We start from the raw sequence: 23,470 nt of genomic DNA on the forward strand, positions 1-23,470 counted from the left end.
TATACTCGTCATATCTCGCATTGTGCCCCCTGTGCTGGCGTGCCTTTTGCTCTGGTTTTTTATCTGGGCCGGCGTCAGGCTTTTCCCAGGCCACATTCTCTTGCCGCAATAAGATCAGTGTACGACGAAGTATCGTACTGATGAAGCATAGCGCTCATGAAACTCAGTTGCTGAGCTGCATAAAGTGGCGAGCCAGCAGCGGCGCGGTAAAGGTTTTTTTCAGATAGAACCCGCGGGGTAGCGTCAGAATTGGCTGACCAAATTCTCCGATGGCCTCCGTTAAGGCACGGCTATTTGCCGCTTTGGGGCGTAACTGTAGCACTTCGCCATGCCGGGCGGTGATGCTTTCTACCTGGCCAAGCACGATCAGGTCCATCAACTCTTCCCAATCGCAGCGCAGCTGTTCCTCTTCTTCTTCGCTGGGGCTCCAGATCAGCGGTGCGCCAACACGGCGTTCCCCTAGTGGAATGTGCCGCGATCCTTCAACCGGAATCCATAGCACCCGTGCGAGCTTGTGTCGTACGTGACTGCTTTCCCACGTAACGCCGCTGTTGCCTGTTAACGGCGCAACGCAAACGAAAGTGGTTTCCAGCGGTTTACCCTGTTCATCAATCGGAATGGTTTTTAGCTCAACGCCGATGTCAGGGAAATCCTGCTCGGGCTTGCTGCCTGCGCTGGCTCCCAGAAAACGCTCCAGCAGAACGCCAATCCAGCCTTTATCGCGTTTCAGGTTGGCGGGAAGCGGCAGGCGAGCGATGTCCGCCAATTCCGCGAGATTATAACCAGCGAGGGATTGCGCGCGTTCCAGCAAGGCTTGCTCGTGTGGCGGCGCAGTCGTGTGAACCCTAGGTGAATTCATTGCATATCGCTCTATATTTTTCCGCTCAAAAAAAATACAACAGATGGGGAATACCCATGCACAGCCTGCAAGACGGTGGAGAAAAACAATAATAGCATGATTCGTAGCGTTTTTTTTCAGTGTGATGGTGATCACTTTGCCGAGTTTTGCAAACTGTTCACGTATAGCCACCGACAATAAACAGGATCTTACACTAGGTTATCCACAGATTTCTTGGATAACCCACATAAACATGAATTACTGGTTCGATTTACAGCCTTGACTCTCGGTTACTTTGCTGTTTTTGCCTATTTATTGCCTGACTTTGAGGCATTACCTGTGGATAAAAACGGCATAGTGCGATCTTTCGCCAATCTTGCATTGTATGCCATTTGAACAAAAATAAAGGGGGCTATATTGCCAATAACATGGGGTGTAATTTTATGAATAAAAAGCACTATTTTTTAATTTATAGTAATATTTTTTCTTCATGAGAAATGAGTTTTACTCACTTCTTCATGGGTTCTGCACAAAGATGTCCACAGAAAAAGTGAATAAATTGCGCATTTCAGCCTTCACATGTTTATAACTTTGATCTTATCTGTGGGTTATCTTACTTTTATTAGTATCACATGCTTTCTAAGCAGTGGTTTACCGCCTGACGGGAGTGTGAAACAATCAGGTCATCTTTGCATTGATGTTTATTGAGGTAGTCCGGTGATCGATGATGATGGCTACCGCCCAAACGTTGGTATTGTAATCTGTAATCGGCAGGGACAGGTGATGTGGGCTCGGCGCTATGGTCAGCACTCCTGGCAGTTTCCTCAGGGGGGGATTAACCCCGGTGAAAGTGCTGAGCAGGCGATGTACCGCGAACTGTTTGAAGAAGTCGGGTTAAGAAAAAAGGATGTGCGCGTACTGGCATCTACCCGTAACTGGTTACGCTATAAATTACCAAAGCGTTTGGTGCGTTGGGATACAAAACCGGTCTGTATCGGCCAAAAGCAGAAATGGTTTTTGCTACAGTTGATGTGTAATGAGTCGGATATCAATATGCAAAGCAGCGGCACGCCGGAATTTGATGGCTGGCGTTGGGTGAGTTACTGGTATCCGGTACGTCAGGTCGTCTCTTTTAAGCGAGATGTGTATCGTCGCGTGATGAAGGAATTTATCAACCCGGTGATACTGCTTCAGGAGAGTGTTGCGGCTCGGGTGGCGACCCCATCTGGTCCCCGGCGAAAAAGAGGGTAATTCAGGCACATTATGCTCACGCGCTTGCGAGAAATTGTCGAAAACGTTGCGGCAACGGCCCGCCTTAGTGATGCGCTGGACATTCTGGTCAATGAGACCTGTCAGGCTATGGACACGGAAGTCTGTTCCATTTATCTGGCCGATCACGATCGTCAATGCTATTACCTGATGGCAACGCGCGGGTTGAAAAAGCCGCGCGGGCGCACGGTGACGCTGGCGTTTGGGCAAGGTATTGTCGGGTTGGTTGGTCAACGTGCCGAGCCTATCAACCTGGCCGATGCCCGAGCCCATCCCAGTTTCAAATATATCCCTGCTGTGAAAGAGCAACATTTCCGCTCTTTTCTTGGCGTTCCCATTATCCACCGTCGCCATCTGCTCGGCGTACTGGTGGTGCAACAGCGTGAACATCGTCAGTTTGATAAAAACGAAGAGTCGTTCATGGTGACGCTGGCCACGCAGATGGCCGCGATTCTTTCCCTTTCACAGATCAAAACGCTCTTCGGTCAATACCGTCAGACGCGCGTTAAGGCGCTGGTGGCCGCCCCCGGTGTGGCGATCGCCCCTGGCTGGCAGGATTGTACCCAGCCTTCTCTGGATCAAGTGTTCCCCGCGTCGAGTCTGGACAGCGAGCGTGAGCGATCCCGTTTAACGCAGGCGTTGGAAGAGGCAACGGCGGAATTTCGTCGCTTCAGCAAGCGGTTTAGCGCCAGTGCGCAGAAAGAGAGCGCGGCGATTTTCGATTTGTACTCACACTTACTGAATGATGCGCGACTCAAGCGTGAACTCTTTCAGGAAGTGGATGCGGGCAATGCCGCTGAGTGGGCTGTGAAGCTGGTGATCGAACGTTTTGCCGCGCAGTTCACCAACTTGCAGGATACCTACTTGCGTGAACGGGCGGGCGATCTGCGCGCGCTCGGGCAGCGGCTGCTGTTTCACCTTGATGATAACGCGCAAATCATGGGGCAGTGGCCTGAGCGCTTTATCCTCGTTGCGGACGAATTAACGGCGACGCTGTTGGCGGAACTACCGCCAGAGCGGCTGGCGGGCGTTGTCGTGTATGACGGTGCCGCCAACTCGCATGCGGCGATTCTCGTACGGGCGATGGGTATTCCCACGTTGGTGGGCGCGGATATTCAGCCCGGCTTGCTGCACCAGCGTCAACTGATCATCGACGGCTATCGCGGTGAGCTGTTGGTCGATCCTGAACCCGTGCTGGTACAGGAATACCAGCGCCTGCTGACGGAAGAAAATGAGCTAACCCGTTTGGCTGAAGGAGAAATGGAACAGCCTGCCGTGTTGAAAAGCGGCGAACGTATTCAGGTTATGTTGAATGCGGGGTTAAGTGCTGAACACGAAAAGCATTTTATCAATCAGGTTGATGGCGTGGGTCTGTACCGTACGGAAATCCCTTTTATGTTGCAAAGCGGTTTTCCGTCCGAAGATGAACAGATGGCGCAATATCAAAGCATGTTGCAGCTTTATCCAACGCGCCCGGTGATGCTGCGCACGCTGGATATCGGCGCGGATAAGCCGCTGCCTTATCTGCCTATTAGCGAAGAGAACCCGTGCCTTGGCTGGCGCGGTATTCGGATTACGCTCGATCAACCTGAAATCTTTCTGATTCAAGCGCGCGCCATGCTGCGGGCTAACGCACACAGTGGCAACCTCAGTATTCTGCTGCCGATGATCAGCAGTCTGGATGAAATCAGTGAAGCGCGTCGTCTGATCGATCAGGCAGCGGGCGAAGTCGAAGAATTACTGGGCTTCCCACAGCCAAAACCGCGGATCGGCATCATGATCGAAGTACCATCGATGCTGTTTCTGCTCCCTCATCTGGCTTCCCGCATTGATTTTGTTTCAGTTGGCACCAACGATCTGACGCAGTATCTGCTGGCGGTAGATCGTAACAACGCTCATGTGGCATCGCTTTATGACAGTCTGCATCCTTCCATGTTGCAGGCGTTGAATATGATCGCTGTCGAGTGTGAGCGGCATAATATTCCGCTTTCTGTGTGCGGTGAAATGGCGGGCGAAGCGCTCGGCGCATTGCTGCTGACGGGGTTGGGGTATCGCTCGCTCAGTATGAACGGACGTAGCGTGGCGCGAATTAAATATCTGCTGCGCCAAATTACGCTGGCAGAATCGCAGGCGTTGGTGAAGCAATTACTCGGTGCGCAGAGTGCGGCGGAAGTCCGACAGTGGGCGGCGATCTTCATGGAAGAGCGCGGATTGGGCGGCTTGATTCGAGGCGGACGCTAATCCGTCTCGGTGTGGTATTGACGGATATATCAAGATTTAATTGCGAGTAAATGTTTAACAACGACTCAATGTTTTACAGAACTTTTCCCCGATGCAAGCAATGAGCGCGGGTGCGTATGCTATGATTCGCCACCGCGGTTCGCAGGAACGGATTCATTCTCCTGCCTTTTGCCTATCAATGACGATCCCGAAAGCAGGGATAACACAATAAAATATGTGGTGAATGATGACGACAAGCTATCTGGCGTTTCCTCAGTTTGACCCAGTGATTTTCTCTATTGGCCCATTGGCGTTGCACTGGTATGGGCTGATGTATCTGGTGGGTTTTGTATTTGCCATGTGGTTAGCAGTGCGTCGGGCGAATAAACCGGGGAGCGGCTGGACCAAAGATGAAGTCGAAAACCTGCTGTATATGGGGTTCCTCGGAGTCTTCGTCGGCGGGCGTTTGGGTTATGTTCTGTTTTATGCCCTCCCGTCATTTCTTGAAAATCCGCTCTATCTTTTCAAAGTCTGGGATGGCGGCATGTCGTTCCATGGCGGTTTGATGGGCGTTATCTGCGTCATGTTGTGGTTCGCACATCGCACCAAGCGCCACTTCTTTCAAGTCGCTGATTTTATTGCTCCCTTGATTCCTTTTGGGCTGGGGGCTGGTCGTTTGGGCAACTTCATCAATGGCGAACTGTGGGGACGCGTGACGACGGATACGCCGTGGGCCATGCTGTTCCCAGGCTCGCGCGGCGAAGATATGGCGCTGGCCGTCAGTAACCCGCAATGGCAGGCGATTTTCAATCAGTACGGCATGCTGCCGCGCCATCCTTCCCAACTGTATCAAATGATGCTGGAAGGGGTGGTGCTGTTTATCATTTTGAATCTCTTTATTCGTAAATCTCGGCCGATGGGCAGCGTTTCAGGGCTTTTCCTGATCGGTTATGGCACGTTCAGAATTATTACTGAATTCTTCCGCCAGCCGGATGCGCAGTTGGGGCTGTTCGGTGGCCTGTTCAGCATGGGGCAAATCCTGTCTCTGCCGATGGTGATCGCCGGTATTCTGATGATGGTCTGGGCCTACCGCCGTCAGCCTGCATAGCAATAATCCGCCGTCCTTCTTTAATATTTGTGGTGAGGTAGTATGAAACAGTATCTGGATCTGATGAAAAAAGTGCTTGAAGAGGGCACGCCGAAGGCCGACCGTACTGGCACGGGCACGCGTTCTATTTTCGGCCATCAGATGCGTTTCAACTTGCAGGATGGGTTTCCACTGGTGACCACCAAGAAATGCCACCTGCGTTCAATTATTCATGAACTGCTCTGGTTCCTGAACGGCGATACCAATGTTGCTTATCTGCATGAAAATAAAGTCAGTATTTGGGATGAATGGGCGGATGAGAACGGCGATTTGGGGCCGGTTTACGGAAAACAGTGGCGTTCGTGGGGAGCTGCCGACGGTCGTGAGATCGACCAGTTGAAGAATGTTCTGACCCAGTTGAGACAAGATCCAGATTCTCGCCGTATTATTGTGTCTGCTTGGAACGTGGGTGAACTGGACAAAATGGCGCTGGCGCCGTGCCACGCATTTTTCCAGTTCTACGTGGCGGATGGCAAACTCTCTTGCCAGCTTTATCAGCGCTCGTGCGATATCTTCCTTGGCCTGCCGTTCAACATCGCCAGCTATGCGCTGCTGGTGCATATGGTGGCGCAGCAGTGCGATCTAGATGTCGGTGATTTCGTCTGGACTGGTGGTGACACGCATCTGTACAACAACCATCTGGAACAGACGAATCTACAACTGAGCCGTGAACCGCGTGCGCTGCCTAAACTAGTGATTAAGCGCCGCCCGGATACGCTGTTCGACTACCGCTTCGAGGACTTTGAAATCGAGGGATACGATCCACATCCCGCCATCAAAGCACCGGTTGCGATTTAAAACTTCCCCACACTTTTCAGGGCCGCGTCATGCGGCCCTTTGCTTCCCTCATTTTCCCTACCTCCCCGCACGTTTTTTCTGTTGTTACATCGTTGCAGCAAAACATTGCGAGCCGCTGCGTATAACGCCGTTAACGCGCTGTTTTTGCTGATAAGACTCACTATCCTGACGCAATGAAAACAGGGAATCGACAACAGCGGGGATTTACCTTGCTTGAACTTTTAGTGGTGCTGACGATCGTAACGCTGATGGCAGGTGGCGGCCTGCATGGCTGGATTCAATATCAGCAGGCCATTCGTCTGGAGCAGAGTGCGCAGCAGCTGCTGGATTTTTTGAGTCGGGTTCAGGCGAATGCTTACTGGCATAACGAAACCCGGACGGTGAAACTTATACCGCAGGGAGATCTATGGTGCATGGTGGCAGGTCAGAATGATAAACAGGTGGAGGAAACGTGCCGTGAGAACCATCCAGGGCAGTTCGTTCGCCGTACGCAGGAGGTCGTGCTGGCAAAATCCACCAGTAACGTGTTTACATTCTTTGGTTTGCGTAATGCCGCTCAGGCTGGGCACATCTCGCTGTCGAACGCTGCGGGTCAGTTACGTCTCATCATCTCGGTGAGGGGACGTATGCGTCTGTGCAGCGAGTCGCAAGTGGTTCTGGCGATTCCTCTATGTTGATAACCGTGACGTTGAGACAACCAAGGCCGAGGTGTAAGCAGCGTGGCTTCACTTTGCCGGAAATTCTGTTAGCGCTGAGTTTAGGTAGTTTGATTATGCTGTCGGCGGCGCAGCTCTACCCTCTGTTGCGTGGTCAAAGTCAGGACAGTGCACAGCTTTTTCGGCTGGAGCAGTTGTTTAGTCAGGTCGCGATGGGGATTGAGAAAGACATCCGTCGGGCCGGTTTCTGTGCGGGAACCTGTCAGGGAAAGGCGATTAGCATCGGGAATTATCCGGGCGAGGCAGAAAACAGCTGTCTGAATGTTTCTTACGATCTGAATCGGAATGGGGTTTGGGATGGAGGGGAACAGCAGGATGCAGAATCTTTTGGCTATCGCTTGCGTGGTCGAGCGTTAGAAATTCAGAGTGGGGCGCACAATTGCCAGGGCGACCGATGGGAAAAGCTGTTTGACCCGCAGGAAGTCGTACTAACTCTATTCCGGTTACAGCGTTTGACTGCGCAAAATGATGTGGCGCTGTATGAATTGCAACTGGCGGGATACTGGGCCAAACGCCCTGCCGTTAAGCAACATATTACCCGCCTGATATTGGGGCGTAACCCATGAAGAAAGGATGGCAAACGGGAAGCGGGACGCTGCCTATGGTGCTGCTGATCGCTGTTATCGGCCTGTTGTTGATGTCTGGGTTGCAACGTCAGCTTGATACTACCATTCAGGTGGGAAACGATGAGCGGCATTATCTGCGCGCCTTCAATCAGGCATTGTCCTCATTGAACTGGGGAAAAGGGCAGCGTTGGAATGCGCTAACGGAAAGCTGGCAGTGTCAGCAACTGTCGGAGGAACAGCTAGTGGTGTGCCTGCGTGCGGCCTCGGATGGGAGGCAGGGGCTACTGCGTGGTGAAGGGACGCTACCTAGTTCGGTGCGACCGTTGACGCTGTACCAGCGGGTGTCATTTTTGGCGTTGTCGTCGGGCCAGATCGCGATTCAACCCTTGGGTAACGGCTGGCTGGATTTTTGCCCTGACAAAGAGGTGACTCGCTGTGATGCAACGGAATAGCGCAGTGAACAAGGAAGTCGTGAGTCATCAATCCGGTTTTAGCCTGCCGGAGACGCTGGTGGCGGCGCTGCTGTTTGCCGTGTCGTTGATGGGATTACTGCAATATCACCAGATTTTACAGCAGTCATTTCAGCATCAGTGGCAGCAGCGTCAGGCCTGGCGGTTTGCGATACAGCAGTTGGAGGCCTATGAAGCGGGTGTACCCTATCATCCGTTTGCTCTTGATAATGCGGTGCCGCTTATGAGTAAACACTGGCAGTTTAGTGTGTCAGAGCAGTTACAGAGCCCAGAATGCCGTCAGGTAACGGCAAGAGTCATGACGCCACGTCGCTATCAGGCTACACTAAACCGTTGGTTTTGCCGGTCACCGGCCGTTTAGCCGACGTGCTTTGGTAAACTATGAATAATGAATTGTAAGACACGGCGAGCAGGAGCCAGAATGTTTAGAATCTATCACTCCAATCAGTTGGATATTTTGAAAAGACTGATGGTTGAGTTGATAAAACGTCAGCCGCTTGCCGATCCCTTCCAGCAGGAAGTGATTTTGGTGCAAAGTCCGGGGATGGCGCAGTGGTTGCAAATTGAACTGGCTGGGCACTTCGGTATTGCTGCCAATATCCAATTCCCGCTGCCCGGTGTTTTCTTGTGGAATATGTGTCGCCACGTCCTGCCGGATATTCCAAAAGAAAGCGCCTTCAGCAAGGATGCGATGACGTGGAAGCTCATGCATTTGCTGCCTGATTTACTGGAACAACCTGATTTTTCGGCACTGAACCACTATCTGCAGGATGATGATAACCAGCGTAAGCTGCATCAGCTTGCCGGGCGCATCGCGGATCTTTTCGATCAATACCTGATTTATCGCCCCGAGTGGATCAAGGCATGGCAAGAAGGGAAACAGGTTGACGATCTCGGCGGGAACCAACTGTGGCAGTCCGCGCTGTGGCGTGCGCTGGTGGATTACACGCGTGAACTGGCGCAGCCCGAATGGCACCATGCGATTCTGTATCAACGCTTTATTACTGCGTTAGAGCAGGCAAAAACATGTCCGAAAGGCCTGCCGCCACGCGTTTTTATCTGTGGTATCTCGGCGTTACCTCCCATCTATCTACAGGCGTTGAACGCACTGGCGCGGCACATTGATGTGCATCTGCTCTTTACCAACCCTTGCCGTCATTACTGGAGTGACATTCAGGACTATAAGTTTCTGGCGAAGCTAAAAGCTCGCAGCCGCCGCTTACATCGTTTTGACGGCGACTCGGCTGAGGAAACGCGTCTGCTCTTTCGCGATCCCTCACAGGCAGAAACGCTGTTCAACGATGACGGTAAACAGTCGATTAATAATCCACTGCTGGCATCGTGGGGAAAGCTGGGGCGCGATAATCTTTATCTGCTAGCTGAACTGGATAACGTGCAGGAGATCGATGCCTTTGTTGAGTCTGATGGCGACAATCTGCTGCACACCTTGCAACGCGATATTCTTGAACTGGAAGACCATGCGGTGGTGGCTGTTAGCCACGAAACACAGAACACGAGCACGCAAAAACGTCAGCTGGCACTCGACGATCGTTCGGTCGATTTTCACGCTTGCCATAGTCCTCAGCGTGAAGTTGAAGTGCTTCACGATCGGCTGCTGGCCATGATGGCTGACGATCCTGAGCTGATGCCGCGTGATGTCATTGTGATGATGGCGGACATCGACAGTTATACGCCGTTTATTCAGGCGGTGTTTGGCAATGCGCCGGATAATCGTTATCTGCCTTTTGCCATCTCCGATCAGCGTGCGCGACATGCGCATCCCGCCTTGCAGGCGGTCATCAGCCTGCTGGATTTACCGACAAGCCGTTTTACGGCGGAACAGGTTCTGGCATTGCTTGAAGTCCCCGCGCTGGCTGCCCGTTTCGGTATTCAGGAAGAAGGGTTACGGCGTCTGCGCCTATGGGTGGTGGAATCCGGCGTGCGTTGGGGGTTGGATGACGACAACGTGCGCGATCTCATGCTGCCGCCGACGGGCCAGCATACGTGGCGTTTTGGTCTGACGAGAATGCTGCTGGGCTATGCGATGGACAGTCAGGCCGGTGATTGGCAGGGCGTGCTGCCTTATGATGAATCCAGCGGATTGATTGCGGAATTGGCTGGTCAACTGGCCGAACTGCTGATGCAAATTCACCAATGGCGTCAGCGTCTGTCTCAGCCGCGCGTGCTTGTCGACTGGCTACCGCTGTGTCGAGAGCTGCTCGAAACCTTCTTTGATGCGGATAGCGAAACCGAAGCGGCGCTGGCATTGGTTGAAAAACAGTGGCAGTACGTGATTGGTATGGGCTCGATGGCTCGCTATCCGCAACAGGTGCCGATTTCCCGATTACGTGATGAGTTGTCGCGGCGCCTCGATCAGGAACGGCTCAGCCAGCGTTTTCTGGCCGGAGCGATCAACTTTTGTACGCTGATGCCAATGCGTTCTATCCCGTTCAAGGTTGTGTGTTTGCTGGGGATGAACGATGGTGTTTATCCCCGAACGTTGTCACCGCTCGGGTTCGATCTCATGGGGCGGAAGATCAAACGCGGCGATCGTAGCCGACGTGACGATGACCGTTATCTGTTTCTGGAGGCGCTTCTGTCGGCGCAGCACAAACTTTATATCAGTCATATCGGGCGCTCGATTCAGGATAATACGCGTCGCTATCCTTCCGTACTGGTGAGTGAACTGACGGAGTATATCGCCCAAAGTTATGTCTTGCCGGGCGATGAGACGCTGGATATTGATAGCAGTGCTGAGCGGGTGGTGAAGCATCTCTGCCGTGAACATAGCCGTATGCCTTTCGATGCGGATAACTTCCTGTCGGCACCGCAGCCATTGAGCTTTGCGGCAGAATGGCTGGCGGCGGCGAATCGAAAAGGGGAAGCTCAACCTGATTTCGACCGTGAGGCGCTGTCCGAAAGAACAACGGATAGCGATGTCAGCCTAGACGATCTGAAGCGTTTTTATCGTCACCCAGTGCGAGCCTTTTTTCAACTGAGGCTCGGTGTGAGTTTCATGTTGCACAGCGATGAGCTATTGGATGAAGAGCCCTTTGTCGTTGATAGCCTTAACCGCTATCAATTGAATAGCGAGTTGCTTAATACTTTGATTAATGACGGTGATACGGAAAAACTGTATCGCCGTGCCCGAGCGGCGGGCGAACTTCCCTATGGCGCGTTCGGTGAGATTTACTGGCAGGAACAGCAGCAGGATATGGCGCAGTTGGCGGCGCGCGTGCGTGATGAGTTAACGCCCTCGCTGTCGGTGAGCCGAGAAGTGGATATCCTCCTTGACGGTGTGCGCATCAGCGGCTGGTTGAATCAGGTGCAGCCGGATGGTTTGTTACGTTGGCGTCCCGGCACGCTTTCCATGAAGGATGGCATTACGCTGTGGTTGGAACACCTGGCCTACTGTGCGACGGGGGGGCAAGGCGAAAGCCGGTTGTATGGACGAGAAGATACCGCGTGGCGCTTTGCAGCCTTGTCGGAAACGCAGGCCAGAGAACATTTGGTTGTTATGCTGAATGGATATCGTCAGGGAATGAGCAAGCCGCTGTTATTGCTCAATAAAGCAGGAAGTGCCTGGCTGGCTGAATGTTATGATCGTGAAAGTGATAGCTTGCGGTCGGATGACGAGGCGCAAAACAAAGCGCGAGCCCGCTTATTGCAAGCCTGGCAGGGCAATATGGGAATGCGGGGTGAAGGCGAGGATTATTACCTACAACGTATTATCCGAGAATTGGATGAAAAACGAATGAATGAGGTGATTGAAGCGGCGCAAATCTGGCTACTGCCACCGTTCCGCTCTAATCTGGCATGATAAGTTTTTTGGGGTAATGCCCGAGTTGAGTTCGAGGTGCGAGAAGATAACGCACTGCAACGTTAAAAGTGATGGATATGAGGTTGGAGAATTGCATGCGTAAACAGTGGGTCTGGATTACCGGGTGGTTTCTTTTATTCACATTCTGGCTTCCGGCGAGTTGGGCAGAAACAGGCTGGCAGCCGCTGGCGCAGACGATTCGAAAAAGTGAAAAAGATCCGCGGCAATATCAGGCGATCAAACTGGATAACGGAATGACCGTTCTGCTGGTTTCCGATCCGCAGGCTCCCAAGTCTTTGGCATCACTGGCGTTGCCTATTGGCTCGCTGGACGATCCGAATAATCAACTGGGATTGGCGCACTACCTCGAACACATGGTACTGATGGGATCGAAACGTTACCCAGAGCCGGAAGCGCTGTCCGAGTTTTTGAAAAAACATGGCGGCAGCCACAACGCCAGTACGGCGTCTTACCGCACGGCGTTTTATCTCGAAGTAGAAAATGATGCGCTGCGGCCAGCGGTCGATCGCATGGCCGACGCGATTGCGGAGCCGCTGCTCGATCCGGTGAATGCCGATCGTGAGCGTAACGCGGTGAATGCGGAATTAACGATGGCGCGTTCGCGTGATGGTCATCGCATGGCGCAGGTCGGTGCAGAGACGCTGAACCCCGCGCACCCGAGCGCGCGTTTTTCGGGGGGGAATCTTGAAACCCTGAGCGATAAGCCTGACAGCAAACTGCATGATGAACTGGTGAAGTTCTACCAGAAATACTACTCGGCTAATCTGATGAAAGGGGTGATTTACAGTAATCAACCTCTGCCTGAACTGGCAAAACTGGCGGCCGACACATTCGGGCGCATTGCCAATCACAACGCCAGCGTTCCTGCGGTTACCGTTCCTGTTACGACGGAGAAGCAGCGCGGCGTAATGATTCACTATGTTCCTGCGCAGCCGAGAAAACAGCTGCGGATTGAGTTTCGCGTCAGCGATATTAGCCAGGAGTTTCGCAGCAAGACGGATACCTACATTAGCTATCTGATCGGCAACCGCAGCCAGAATACGCTTTCTGACTGGCTGCAAAAGGAAGGACTGGTTGAGTCTATCGGTGCGGGTTCTTCCCCGATTATCGACCGTAATGGCGGCATGTTCGCTATTTCGGCCTCGCTGACCGATAAAGGTCTGGTACAGCGTGATGAAGTGATCGCTGCGATATTCCGTTATCTGCAACAAATCCGCACTGAGGGGATTCAGCAGCGCTATTTTGATGAGATTGCACACGTTCTGGATCTGGATTTCCGCTATCCATCCATCAGCCGTGATATGGACTACATCGAATGGCTGGTGGATACCATGTTGCGTGTGCCGGTCGAACATACGCTGGATGCGCAGTATGTTGCGGATCGCTACGATCCGAAAGCTATCGCTGCACGTTTGGACGAGATGACGCCGCAGAACGCGCGTGTTTGGGTTATTAGCCCGAATGAACCGCATAATAAAGTGGCCTATTTTGTTGATGCACCGTACGAGATGGATAAAATTCCGTCGGCGACATTCACAAAATGGAAAACGCTGGGGCAAAAAATGTCACTGTCGCTGCCAACGATCAACCCTTATATCCCAGATGATTTTTCTCTGATCAACGCGGATAAGTCGATCACTAAGCCGACGCTTCTGCTGAATCAGCCGGGGCTGCGCGTGCTGTATATGCCAAGCCACTATTTCGCCGATGAGCCGAAAGCAGAAATCACCCTGTTCTTGCGTAATCAGGAAGCGCGCAGTACCGCACGGAATCAGGTGTTGTTCGCGTTAAATGACTATCTGGCGGGGCTGGCGTTGGATGAACTCAGCTATCAGGCCTCAGTGGGGGGCATTAGCTTCTCCACTCGCAGTAATGATGGTCTGGTAATTAGCGCCGATGGCTATACCCAGCATTTGCCACGATTGCTGCTGACGCTGGCAGACGGCTATGCCTCCTTTACGCCGACGGAAGCGCAATTGGAACAGGCAAAGTCCTGGTACTTGCAGCAGTTGGATGCGGTCGAGAAGTCCAAAGCCTTTGAACAAGCCATACAGCCGATTCAAGCGGTATCGCAACTGCCTTACTTCGAACGCGGTGAACGACGTAACTTGCTGAAAGATATCCACTTACAGGATGTGATTAATTATCGCAACGATCTGCTGCAAAACGCCACGCCGGAAATGCTGGTTGTCGGTAATCTGACACCGGAGAGCGTGACCGAGTTAGCGACGACGCTGAAAGCGCATCTGAAGGCGAAGGGTGAAAATCTGTCGCGCAGCGATGATGTCAAAGTCAGCAAGCCACAGCTCGCTAATCTACAACGTCCAGGCAGCAGCACGGATTCTGCGCTGGCGGCAGTGTATGTGCCAACGGGTTACTCTGAAACGCAAAGCATGGCGTATAGCTCGGTGCTGGGGCAGATCGTTCAGCCTTGGTTCTATAGTCAACTGAGAACGGAAGAGCAGTTGGGCTATGCGGTGTTTGCTTTCCCGATGTCGGTTGGCCGACAGATGGGCATCGGCTTCCTGCTACAAAGCAACAGCAAACAGCCTGCTTATCTGTATCAGCGCTATGAAGATTTTTACCTGAAAGCGCAAAAACGACTGCGTGAAATGAGTGAAGAAGAGTTCGCACAGTATAAACAAGGTGTGATGAATGAACTGAATCAACGTCCGCAGACATTGGGTGAAGAAGCCAGCCGACTGCGTAAGGATGTGGATCGGGAAAACTTTGCTTTTGACTCGCGGGAGAAACTGCTCGAACAAATCAAACCGCTGACGGTGGCGCAACTGGCCGATTTCTTCCAGCAGGCGCTGAAGCCTGAGGGGTTAGCCGTATTGTCGCAGGTGTCCGGCAGCCATCATGGTAAAGCGGACTATGCCGCACCGAAAGGATGGCATACCTACGCAGACGCCTCTTCATTGCAGAAAACGTTACCGCGTGAGAAAGCGCCTGCGATGATCCCTGCGCCAGCAGCAGAGACTACAGCATCGGACGCTGTCGGTAAGGTCTCAGCACAATGACAAGTGCCGCGCCGCAATCATTAGACGTCATGACGTTACCGCTCCTAGGGGAGCGGCTGATTGAAGCGTCGGCCGGAACAGGGAAAACCTACACGCTGGCGGCGCTGTATCTGCGCCTGCTGTTGGGGCTAGGTAAGCAAGCCGCATACCCACGTCCGCTACTGGTCGAGGAAATTCTGGTTGTGACCTTTACTGAGGCTGCGACCGAAGAGCTGCGGGAGCGTATTCGAGCCAGAATCCACGCTTTGCGTATCGCCTGCCTGCGTAAAAGCGCGCAGGGGAAGGAAGCGGAGAAACCTAAAGATGCTTCGCTCGCGCAACTGCTGGAGGAGATTTCGGACCATCGCGATGCGGCGGATGTTTTGCTGGCTGCTGAACGGCAAATGGACGAGGCGGCGATCTACACGATCCACGGTTTCTGCCAGCGTATGCTCAGTACCAATGCGTTTGAGTCTGGTGTACTTTTTGAACAGGTGCTGATAGAAGATGAGCAGCCGCTGCGCCGCCAGGCCTGTGCCGACTTTTGGCGTCGTTATTGCTATCCGTTGCCGGTAGAGGTCGCACGTATTGTCGGTCTGGAGTGGAAAGGGCCGGAAAACCTGCTTGCCGATCTGGCGTCTTATCTGCACGGTGAAGCACCTGTGTTTCGCTCGCCGCCAGAAGAGGGCGAAACGTTGCAGAGCCGCCATGAGAAGATCGTGGCGACGATCGACGCATACAAACAACGCTGGCTGGCGTCAGTTGCGGATCTGGAAGCATTGATTAGCGCTTCTGGCGTCGATAAACGCAGCTACAGCAGTAAGCATCTACCCAACTGGCTACAGAAAGTCACGCTGTGGGCAGAACAGCAGCCGACGCTGGATTACCAACTGCCGAAGGATCTAGTGCGGTTTTCCCAGCAAGCGCTCATTGAAAAGACGAAGAAAGGGGAACCGCCCGTTCATGTCCTTTTTGAGGAAACAGAGCGGTTGTTTGCCACACCGCTGTCACTGCGGGATTTAGTGATTGTACGTGCGCTGTCGGCGATCCGCGAGTCGGTGCGTGAGGAAAAACGACAGCGTGCAGAACTGGGATTTGACGATCTGCTGAGCCGTCTGGATGTTGCATTGCAACAGCCGAGCGGGGAACGGCTTGCCAGCGCCATTCGCGAACGCTATCCGGTGGCGATGATCGATGAATTTCAGGATACCGATCCCCAGCAGTACCGTATTTTTCGGACGCTGTATGCTGGGCAGCCGCAATGTGGGCTGCTGTTGATCGGTGACCCTAAGCAGGCTATTTATGCGTTTCGCGGTGCGGATATTTTTACCTATATGCATGCGCGCGGAGAAGTGGCTGCGCATTATACGCTAGGCACGAACTGGCGATCGTCGCACCAGATGGTACATGGCGTTAATCGTCTATTTGAACGCCTCGATTCTCCTTTTATTTTTCAAAACATCCCGTTCCTGCCGGTCAAACCTGCCGAGTCTAAGCGCGGCCTGGTGTTTGACATCGCCGGGCAGCCTCAGCCTGCACTGCAATTCTGGCTAACGGGCTCAGAACCGATCGGCATCGGGGATTATCAGCAGCAGATGGCGCGCCAGTGTGCGGCACAGATTCGTGACTGGCTGGTGGCCAGCCAACGTAATGAAGCCTGGTTGGTTACCGATGATTCCCGGCGTTTGGTTAAGGCATCCGACATGAGCGTGCTGGTGCGTAGTCGGCGTGAAGCCTCGCTGATTCGTGATGCGCTGAGGCGTTTGTCCATTCCCTCTGTGTATCTTTCCAATCGCGACAGCGTATTTAGTACGCCGGAAGCCAGCGATATGTTGTGGCTGTTGCAGGCGGTGCTGGCGCCGGAACAGGAGCGCACGTTACGCAGTGCGATGGCGACGGCTCTGATGGGGCTGGATGCCGGGCAGGTTGATGCTTTAGGGCAAAACGAAGCCACGTGGGATGCGTTGGTGGATGAGTTTGCGGGCTATCGCACGTTGTGGCGCCAGAAAGGTGTACTGCCCATGCTGCGTGCACTGATGAGCCAACATCAGTTAGCGGAGAACCTATTGGCGAGCACGGAAGGGGAACGCCGTCTTACCGATATTCTGCATATCGGTGAGTTGTTGCAGGATGTCTCGGCAACGCTCGACAGTGAACACGCACTGGTGCGTTGGCTATCACAACAGATTGTCCAGCCGAATCCGCAGGCAGAGAGCCAGCAGCTACGTTTGGAAAGCGACCGTCATCTGGTGCAGATCGTGACGATCCATAAATCGAAAGGGCTGGAGTATCCACTGGTGTGGCTGCCTTTCATTAGCCACTTCCGCGTGCAGGATCAGGGGATTTATCACGATCGCGAGAGCTATCAGGCCGTGTTGGATCTGCAAAATCATGAAGAAAGTCAGACGCTAGCGGAAGAAGAGCGGCTGGCGGAAGACTTACGTTTGTTGTATGTCGCGCTGACCCGTTCTATTTATCACTGTAGCGTGGGTGTCGCGCCGATTCAGCGATCACGTAAAAAAGACGGCAGCAGTGATATGCACCAGAGCGCGCTGGGTTATCTACTCCAGCGCGGTAAAGAGGCCGAGGTCGCCACGTTAGTCAGTGAGTTAGAAGGCATGGTCGGTGACGGTGTCGCATTGACACCGATACAGACGGCGGAAGAGCAGCGCTGGCAGCCGGATAGACCTGAATTGGCAGAGCTGCGGGCTCGCCACATTGAACGCCAACTGCGCGATGGTTGGCGAGTCACCAGCTATTCGGGGCTTCAGCAACATGGTACTGCAAGCGCTCAGGATCTGGTGCCGCGTCTGGATATTGAAGTGATAGGTGAACGTCAGGAAACGGATGAAGACCAGTTGACGCCGCATACGTTCCCGCGCGGCGCGAGTCCAGGGACGTTTTTGCATAGCCTGTTTGAAACGCTGGATTTCACTCAGCCCGTTGATGATGACTGGCTGGCCGAGCAGTTGCAGCTACAGGGGTTTGAAGCCCACTGGCAACCCGTGTTGAAGACATGGATGGATACGCTTTTGCATACGCCGCTTAACGAGCAGGGGATGACTCTGTCGGCTCTGGATAACGCAGATAAGCAGGCTGAATTACAGTTCTATATCCCAATTGAGGCTCCGATACAGGCGGCGCAGCTTGATCGGCTGGCAAAGCATCACGATCCACTCTCTGCTCGCTGTCCGGCACTCTCCTTTCAGCAGGTGAAAGGCATGCTGAAAGGGTTTATCGATCTGGTGTTCCGCTGGGAAGGGCGCTATTACCTGCTGGACTACAAATCCAATTGGCTCGGCCCTGATGCTAGTGCGTACACCCAAACGACCATGATGCAGTCGATGGCCGAACACCGATATGACCTGCAATATCAGCTCTATACGCTGGCTTTGCATCGCTATCTCCGTCACCGCATTGCGGATTACGACTATGAGCGTCATTTTGGCGGTGTGTTTTATCTGTTTTTACGCGGCGTTGAGGAGTCTCACCCCGGCAATGGCATCTTTGCTTGTCGTCCCTCTGCTGAATTTGTTTTCGGGCTTGATAGGCTTTTCAAGGGAAAGACGCCTGACGATGCTGATACAGGTATTCCCTCATGATTGCCTTACTTGAAACAGCACTGGCGCGACGACTGCTACGCCCGCTGGATATTCAGTTTGCCAGAATGCTGGCGGATGAGACGCAGCCCGATTTACTCCTAGCCGCCGCTTGTCTTAGCGCGCATTCGGGGGCGGGGCATGTGTGTTTACCGCTAGAGAATTTGCAGGCACAGACGCTGTTTGACGGTCGCGATCCTGAGCTGGCGCAACAACTGCTTACAGAGGCAGGGTTAAACACCGTTTCCGCATGGCGGCAGCGTTTGCTGGCATCTAATGCCGTCAGCGATGGCAGTGCGTCGACGCCACTGGTGTTGCAAGGAGAAAAGCTTTATTTACAGCGCAGTTGGCAGAGTGAGGGCCGCGTGGCGCGGTTTATCGCCAGCGAGCGCGATACATTACCCGTTGATGAACCTGCGATCCGAGCCGTATTGGATCGGTTATTTCCTGACACGGGCGAAGAGGTTGACTGGCAGAAGGTGGCCGCTGCTGTCGCGTTGACGCGTCGCATTGCGATTATTTCCGGCGGGCCAGGGACAGGGAAAACCACAACGGTGGCCAGACTGCTGGCCGCGCTGATTGAGCTGAATACGGGAGAAGCGTTACGTATTCAATTAGCCGCGCCGACCGGGAAAGCGGCTGCGCGACTAACGGAGTCGCTGGGGCTGGCTCTGCATCGCCTGGCGGTGGAACCTTGGCAGCGTGATGCGTTTCCGCAGGAAGCGACAACGCTGCACCGGCTGTTGGGGGCGGTGACGGATAGCCAGCGCCTGCGGCACAATCAGGATAATCCGCTGCATCTGGATGTACTGATTGTGGACGAGGCGTCGATGGTCGATCTACCGATGATGGCGAATGTGATTGCCGCGCTTCCGTTACACGCCAGAATTATCTTTCTGGGCGATCGCGATCAACTGGCGTCCGTCGAGGCAGGGGCGGTGTTAGGTGACATCTGTCGTTTTGCCGAAGCTGGCTATAGCCGTGCACGGGCGCAGCAATTGCAGAGGCTGACGGGCTGTAAGCTGGATGAAAGCGGACCTGAAGGGCAGACGACGGTCAGTGACAGTATCTGTCTGTTACGCCGGAGCTACCGTTTCGATCCGCATTCCGGTATTGGCCAACTGGCGCTGGCGGTGAATGGCGGCGATGATGCTCGTGTGCGTGCGGTTCTGAACGGTGAGTTTGCCGACATCACGTGTAGCTCGTTAACCGAGGCTGAAGAGTATCAGGCGATGCTGGCACAGTGTGTCGAAGGGTATCGTGATTATCTACAGCTTGTTGCGACGGGCGCAACGCCGGATGCCGTGCTGCTTGCTTTCCAGCGTTATCGACAACTGTGCGCGTTGCGTGAGGGGCCATTTGGCGTCGCAGGGCTGAATCAGCGCATTGAGCAGGCTTTGCATCAGGCTGGGTTGATTCAGCGCAGCCGTAATCCGCTTAACCGCTGGTATCCCGGCCGACCGGTCATGATTGAACGGAACGATGCCGCCTTGGGCCTATTCAACGGCGATATTGGTATTGCCATGATAGGAGAAAGCGGTGAGCTACGCGTGTTTTTCCCCTTGCCGAATGGTGAAACCAAAGACGTCACGCCAAGCCGTTTGCCGCCGCACGAAACGGCCTATGCAATGACGGTACATAAATCGCAAGGGTCGGAGTTCGATCATACCGCGCTGGTGTTGCCGAACCTCTATTTGCCGGTGCTGACGAGGGAATTGGTGTATACCGCTATCACCCGTGCGCGCCAGCGTTTGTCCCTCTATACCGACATCAAGATCCTCTGTCGTGCGGTGAAAACGCCAACGCAGCGCTATAGCGGTTTGGAAGAGCGAATTAGTACATTGATGAACGTTTAATATTCATCATTGTTTTGCGGGGAAGCCGAGCATGACGTTGGAGAATCTTTCAAGTCGTCATAACCGGTGAAAGATCGTGGCCGATTGTAGAACCGACCACGATCTTTCACCCGATGAGATAATTCAGAGATCCAATACCAGAATCTTCGAGCGACGCTGGTAGTTGTACAGTGCCTGTTTTTTCTTCGGCAGCATTTCCACTTCGGCAGGTAAAAAGCCGCGTTCCTGGAACCAGTGAATGCTGTGCGTCGTCAGCACAAACAGCTTTTGCAGACCCTGCTGGCGTGCCTGAGCAGCAATACGTAGCAAGAGCGTGTCACCGCGCGATGAACTGCGGTAATCTGGGTGAACCGCGACGCAGGCCATTTCGCCGATGCTTTCTTCTGGGAACGGATAAAGCGCCGCGCAGGCAATGGTCAGGTTATCGCGTACCACGACGGTGAATTTGTCGATCTCCATTTCTAACTGCTCGCGCGAGCGTCTTACCAGAATACCTTGTTCTTCCAGCGGGCGGATTAGCTCCAGAATGCCGCCAATATCATTGATGGTCGCACGACGAACCTGCTCGGCGCTTTCCATCACGATCTGCGTACCGATACCGTCGCGTGAGAAGAGTTCTTGCAGCAGCGCTCCGTCGTCCTGATAGCTAATCAGATGGCTGCGGCGTACGCCGCTACGGCAGGCTTTGACTGCGCCACGCAGGAACCGGACTGTCCCCGAATGGTAATCGCCAGCCTGCTCCAGCGCATCAATACGCCGCTGTGCGTCATCTGGGAAGAGCTCAGAAATAATGCTGCCTTCTTCATTGGTCACGCCCTGAGACGAGCAGAAGCCAATCATCTTCTCTGCCTTCAGCTTAATAGCGAGCTGGGTTGCGACCTCTTCCGAGGTTAAATTGAAACTTTCACCCGTGACTGACACCGCAACTGGGCCGAGCAGGACAATCGCACCACTATTCAGTTGGCGGTGAACCGCTTCTTCATCAATGCGGCGAATGCGGCCGCTGTGGCAGTAGTCCACGCCATCATCCACGCCAAGCGGCTGCGCGATAATAAAATTACCGCTGACGACGTTAATGTGGGCGCCTTGCAGCGGCGTGTTGTTCAGGCTCATCGACAGTCGGGCTGTGATGTCCAGTTGCAGCATCCCCGCGGCCTGCTTGACTAGCTCCAGCGTGGTGCTGTCAGTGATGCGGGTGTTTTTATGGTAGTGGGGCTCGTAGTGATGCGTTGTCAGGTTGGCATCGATCTGGGGACGAGCGCCATAAACGACGACCAGCTTGATCCCCAGACTGTGTAGCAGCCCGATATCATTTACGATGCTAGAGAAGTTGGCATGTTCAATGGCTTCGCCACCTAACATGATGACAAACGTTTTGCCACGGTGGGCATTGATATAGGGAACTGAATGGCGGAAGCCCTGAACCAGTTCTGTACTACGTTCCTTCACTGTGAGCCCTCTTTGCATTTTTATTCGTAATTTATGTATTTTTATTCTTTATGGTGTAAAAGGCAAGAGGAAGTATTCACCAGAAAAGCGAGGGGTAATGCTTCAAATTTATGATATCCGCCTGTTATAAGGCCTGATGATGATTTTTGCATGACAGGGCAGGGCAGATTCGTTAAAGTTTTTGACAATTTTTACCTTTATTCATTTTTTGATCGCTTATCCCATGCAGTAGCAAACAAAAATTCAGGATAACGCACAGCAATCAGATCGGAGCGGCATGTCTCATTCGAATCATCATCTGACTCGACGACGTCTATTACAAAGCGCAGCGGCAACCTGGCTGTTAAGCGTAAGTGGTGTGGGGATAGCGGCGACAACACAGGTCGTTGCCGTGCGTGTCTGGCCGTCTTCCGCCTATACCCGCGTCACGCTGGAATCTACTCATCCGCTGAAATATAAACAGTTTAGTCTCAGTAATCCCGAACGCATCGTGGTGGATATCGAAAATGTTCACCTGAACAGCGTATTGAAGGAAATAGCCAGCCAGTTTCAGCAGGATAACGATCCGCTGATTAAAGAGGCGCGTATCGGCCAGTTTGATAAAAGCACGGTGCGTCTGGTGCTGGAGCTTAAACAGCAGGCGACGACTAAAGTTTTTACGCTGGGGCCAGTGGCCGAATTCAAGCACCGACTGGTGCTGGACTTGTACCCTGCGGCAGGGCGCTATGACAACGAAGACGATCCGCTGCTGGCGCTGTTGGAGGATTACAACAAAGGCGATCTGGAGCGCACCCTGCCGGCAGAAGCGCCCAAAGCTGGGAAGGCAGGGCAGGATCGTCCGCTGATTATTATGCTCGACCCTGGTCATGGCGGTGAAGATCCCGGTGCGATTGGCAAGAATAAAACGCGCGAGAAAGACATCGTGCTGCAAATCGCCCGTCGACTGCGTAAGCTGATCGATAATGAATCCAACATGAAAGCGTATATGACGCGCAATGAAGATGTGTTCATTCCGCTACGCGTGCGGGTGGCGAAAGCGCGCAAGCAGCGTGCCGATCTGTTCATTTCGATTCATGCGGATGCGTTTACCAATCGATCGGCAAGAGGATCGTCGGTTTTTGCCCTCTCTAAGAAAGGGGCAACCAGCACCGCCGCCAGATTTCTGGCAGAAACTCAGAACGAATCGGATTTGATTGGTGGCGTGAGCATGAGCGGTGATCGCTATTTGGATCACACCATGTTCGATTTGGTGCAGACCGTCACTATCAGCGACAGCCTGAAGTTTGGTAAAGAGATCCTGAGTCGGTTGGGTAAAGTGAATCGCCTGCATAAAAACAGCGTCGATCAGGCTGGATTTGCGGTGTTGAAAGCGCCAGATATTCCGTCTGTTCTGGTTGAGACGGCATTTATCAGTAATCTGGAAGAAGAGCGCAAGCTGCGCACCAGCCAGTTTCAACAGCAAATTGCCGAATCCATTTTTGCAGGCATTAAAGCCTACTTTGCCAGTCAGGCTCAACGGTAGCCGGTGGAGTATGATGACCGCGGCTAACCGGCGCGGTTCAGAGCAAATAGGTTGCGCAGAAAACAAAAAAGCACCCGTTAAGGTGCTTTATCGCTGCGTTCTTAATCGAACAGAACGTAATTGAAAATAGTCTTAATTGGTTGCGGGGGCCGGATTCGAACCGACGACCTTCGGGTT

At 53.3% G+C, this 23,470-nt stretch carries 15 protein-coding genes; 13 read left to right on the forward strand and 2 right to left on the reverse strand.

Annotation, left to right across the window (positions count from 1 at the left end; genetic code table 11):
- Positions 1 to 163: 163 nt before the first annotated feature.
- Positions 164 to 859: a DNA mismatch repair endonuclease MutH gene (gene mutH / locus H0247_RS17290; RefSeq protein WP_180743645.1), complete on the reverse strand. Its 696-nt coding sequence runs from the start codon at positions 857 to 859 to the stop codon at positions 164 to 166.
- A 696-nt stretch (positions 860 to 1,555) separates the two neighbouring features.
- Between mutH and rppH the strand changes: the two genes are divergently transcribed.
- From rppH to recD, 12 genes are all read left to right on the forward strand, one after another.
- Complete coding sequence (gene rppH, locus H0247_RS17295; protein ID WP_012773594.1) at positions 1,556 to 2,089, forward strand: RNA pyrophosphohydrolase; 534 nt, start codon at positions 1,556 to 1,558, stop codon at positions 2,087 to 2,089.
- 12 nt (positions 2,090 to 2,101) lie between these two features.
- Positions 2,102 to 4,348, forward strand: coding sequence for a phosphoenolpyruvate--protein phosphotransferase (ptsP, locus tag H0247_RS17300; RefSeq protein ID WP_180743646.1), 2,247 nt, complete (start codon positions 2,102 to 2,104; stop codon positions 4,346 to 4,348).
- Between the two features lie 226 nt (positions 4,349 to 4,574).
- The gene (gene lgt, locus H0247_RS17305) at positions 4,575 to 5,435 is read left to right on the forward strand and encodes a prolipoprotein diacylglyceryl transferase (RefSeq protein WP_180743655.1); all 861 of its coding nucleotides are present in this window, start codon (positions 4,575 to 4,577) and stop codon (positions 5,433 to 5,435) included.
- 42 nt (positions 5,436 to 5,477) lie between these two features.
- Positions 5,478 to 6,272, forward strand: coding sequence for a thymidylate synthase (gene thyA, locus H0247_RS17310; RefSeq protein WP_039312476.1), 795 nt, complete (start codon positions 5,478 to 5,480; stop codon positions 6,270 to 6,272).
- 173 nt (positions 6,273 to 6,445) lie between these two features.
- Positions 6,446 to 6,949 (forward strand): prepilin peptidase-dependent protein, encoded by a 504-nt coding sequence (locus tag H0247_RS17315; protein ID WP_180743647.1) that lies wholly within the window; start codon positions 6,446 to 6,448, stop codon positions 6,947 to 6,949.
- On the forward strand, positions 6,943 to 7,554 hold the full coding sequence (locus H0247_RS17320) for a prepilin peptidase-dependent protein (protein WP_180743648.1): 612 nt from the start codon (positions 6,943 to 6,945) through the stop codon (positions 7,552 to 7,554). Before H0247_RS17315 ends, H0247_RS17320 begins: the two co-directional genes overlap by 7 nt.
- Positions 7,551 to 8,006: a YgdB family protein gene (locus H0247_RS17325; RefSeq protein WP_255434008.1), complete on the forward strand. Its 456-nt coding sequence runs from the start codon at positions 7,551 to 7,553 to the stop codon at positions 8,004 to 8,006. Before H0247_RS17320 ends, H0247_RS17325 begins: the two co-directional genes overlap by 4 nt.
- The gene (locus H0247_RS17330; RefSeq protein WP_180743657.1) at positions 7,993 to 8,385 is read left to right on the forward strand and encodes a prepilin-type N-terminal cleavage/methylation domain-containing protein; all 393 of its coding nucleotides are present in this window, start codon (positions 7,993 to 7,995) and stop codon (positions 8,383 to 8,385) included. Before H0247_RS17325 ends, H0247_RS17330 begins: the two co-directional genes overlap by 14 nt.
- 60 nt (positions 8,386 to 8,445) lie before the next feature.
- On the forward strand, positions 8,446 to 11,844 hold the full coding sequence (gene recC / locus H0247_RS17335) for an exodeoxyribonuclease V subunit gamma (RefSeq protein ID WP_180743649.1): 3,399 nt from the start codon (positions 8,446 to 8,448) through the stop codon (positions 11,842 to 11,844).
- 95 nt (positions 11,845 to 11,939) lie between these two features.
- On the forward strand, positions 11,940 to 14,888 hold the full coding sequence (gene ptrA, locus H0247_RS17340) for a pitrilysin (RefSeq protein ID WP_180743650.1): 2,949 nt from the start codon (positions 11,940 to 11,942) through the stop codon (positions 14,886 to 14,888).
- Positions 14,885 to 18,469, forward strand: coding sequence for an exodeoxyribonuclease V subunit beta (recB, locus tag H0247_RS17345; protein WP_180743651.1), 3,585 nt, complete (start codon positions 14,885 to 14,887; stop codon positions 18,467 to 18,469). Before ptrA ends, recB begins: the two co-directional genes overlap by 4 nt.
- Complete coding sequence (recD, locus tag H0247_RS17350; protein WP_180743652.1) at positions 18,466 to 20,322, forward strand: exodeoxyribonuclease V subunit alpha; 1,857 nt, start codon at positions 18,466 to 18,468, stop codon at positions 20,320 to 20,322. Before recB ends, recD begins: the two co-directional genes overlap by 4 nt.
- Positions 20,323 to 20,445: 123 nt before the next feature.
- On the opposite strand, the gene argA is transcribed toward recD, so the two are convergent.
- Positions 20,446 to 21,789, reverse strand: a complete 1,344-nt coding sequence (argA, locus tag H0247_RS17355) for an amino-acid N-acetyltransferase (protein WP_180743653.1) — start codon at positions 21,787 to 21,789, stop codon at positions 20,446 to 20,448.
- 259 nt (positions 21,790 to 22,048) lie between these two features.
- On the opposite strand from argA, the gene amiC reads away from it, so the two are divergent.
- Positions 22,049 to 23,293, forward strand: a complete 1,245-nt coding sequence (gene amiC, locus H0247_RS17360) for an N-acetylmuramoyl-L-alanine amidase AmiC (RefSeq protein WP_180743654.1) — start codon at positions 22,049 to 22,051, stop codon at positions 23,291 to 23,293.
- The last annotated feature ends 177 nt before the right edge of the window (positions 23,294 to 23,470 follow it).

Origin of the sequence: Pectobacterium sp. CFBP8739, from assembly GCF_013449375.1 — a bacterium.
Classification (GTDB): Bacteria; Pseudomonadota; Gammaproteobacteria; order Enterobacterales; family Enterobacteriaceae; genus Pectobacterium.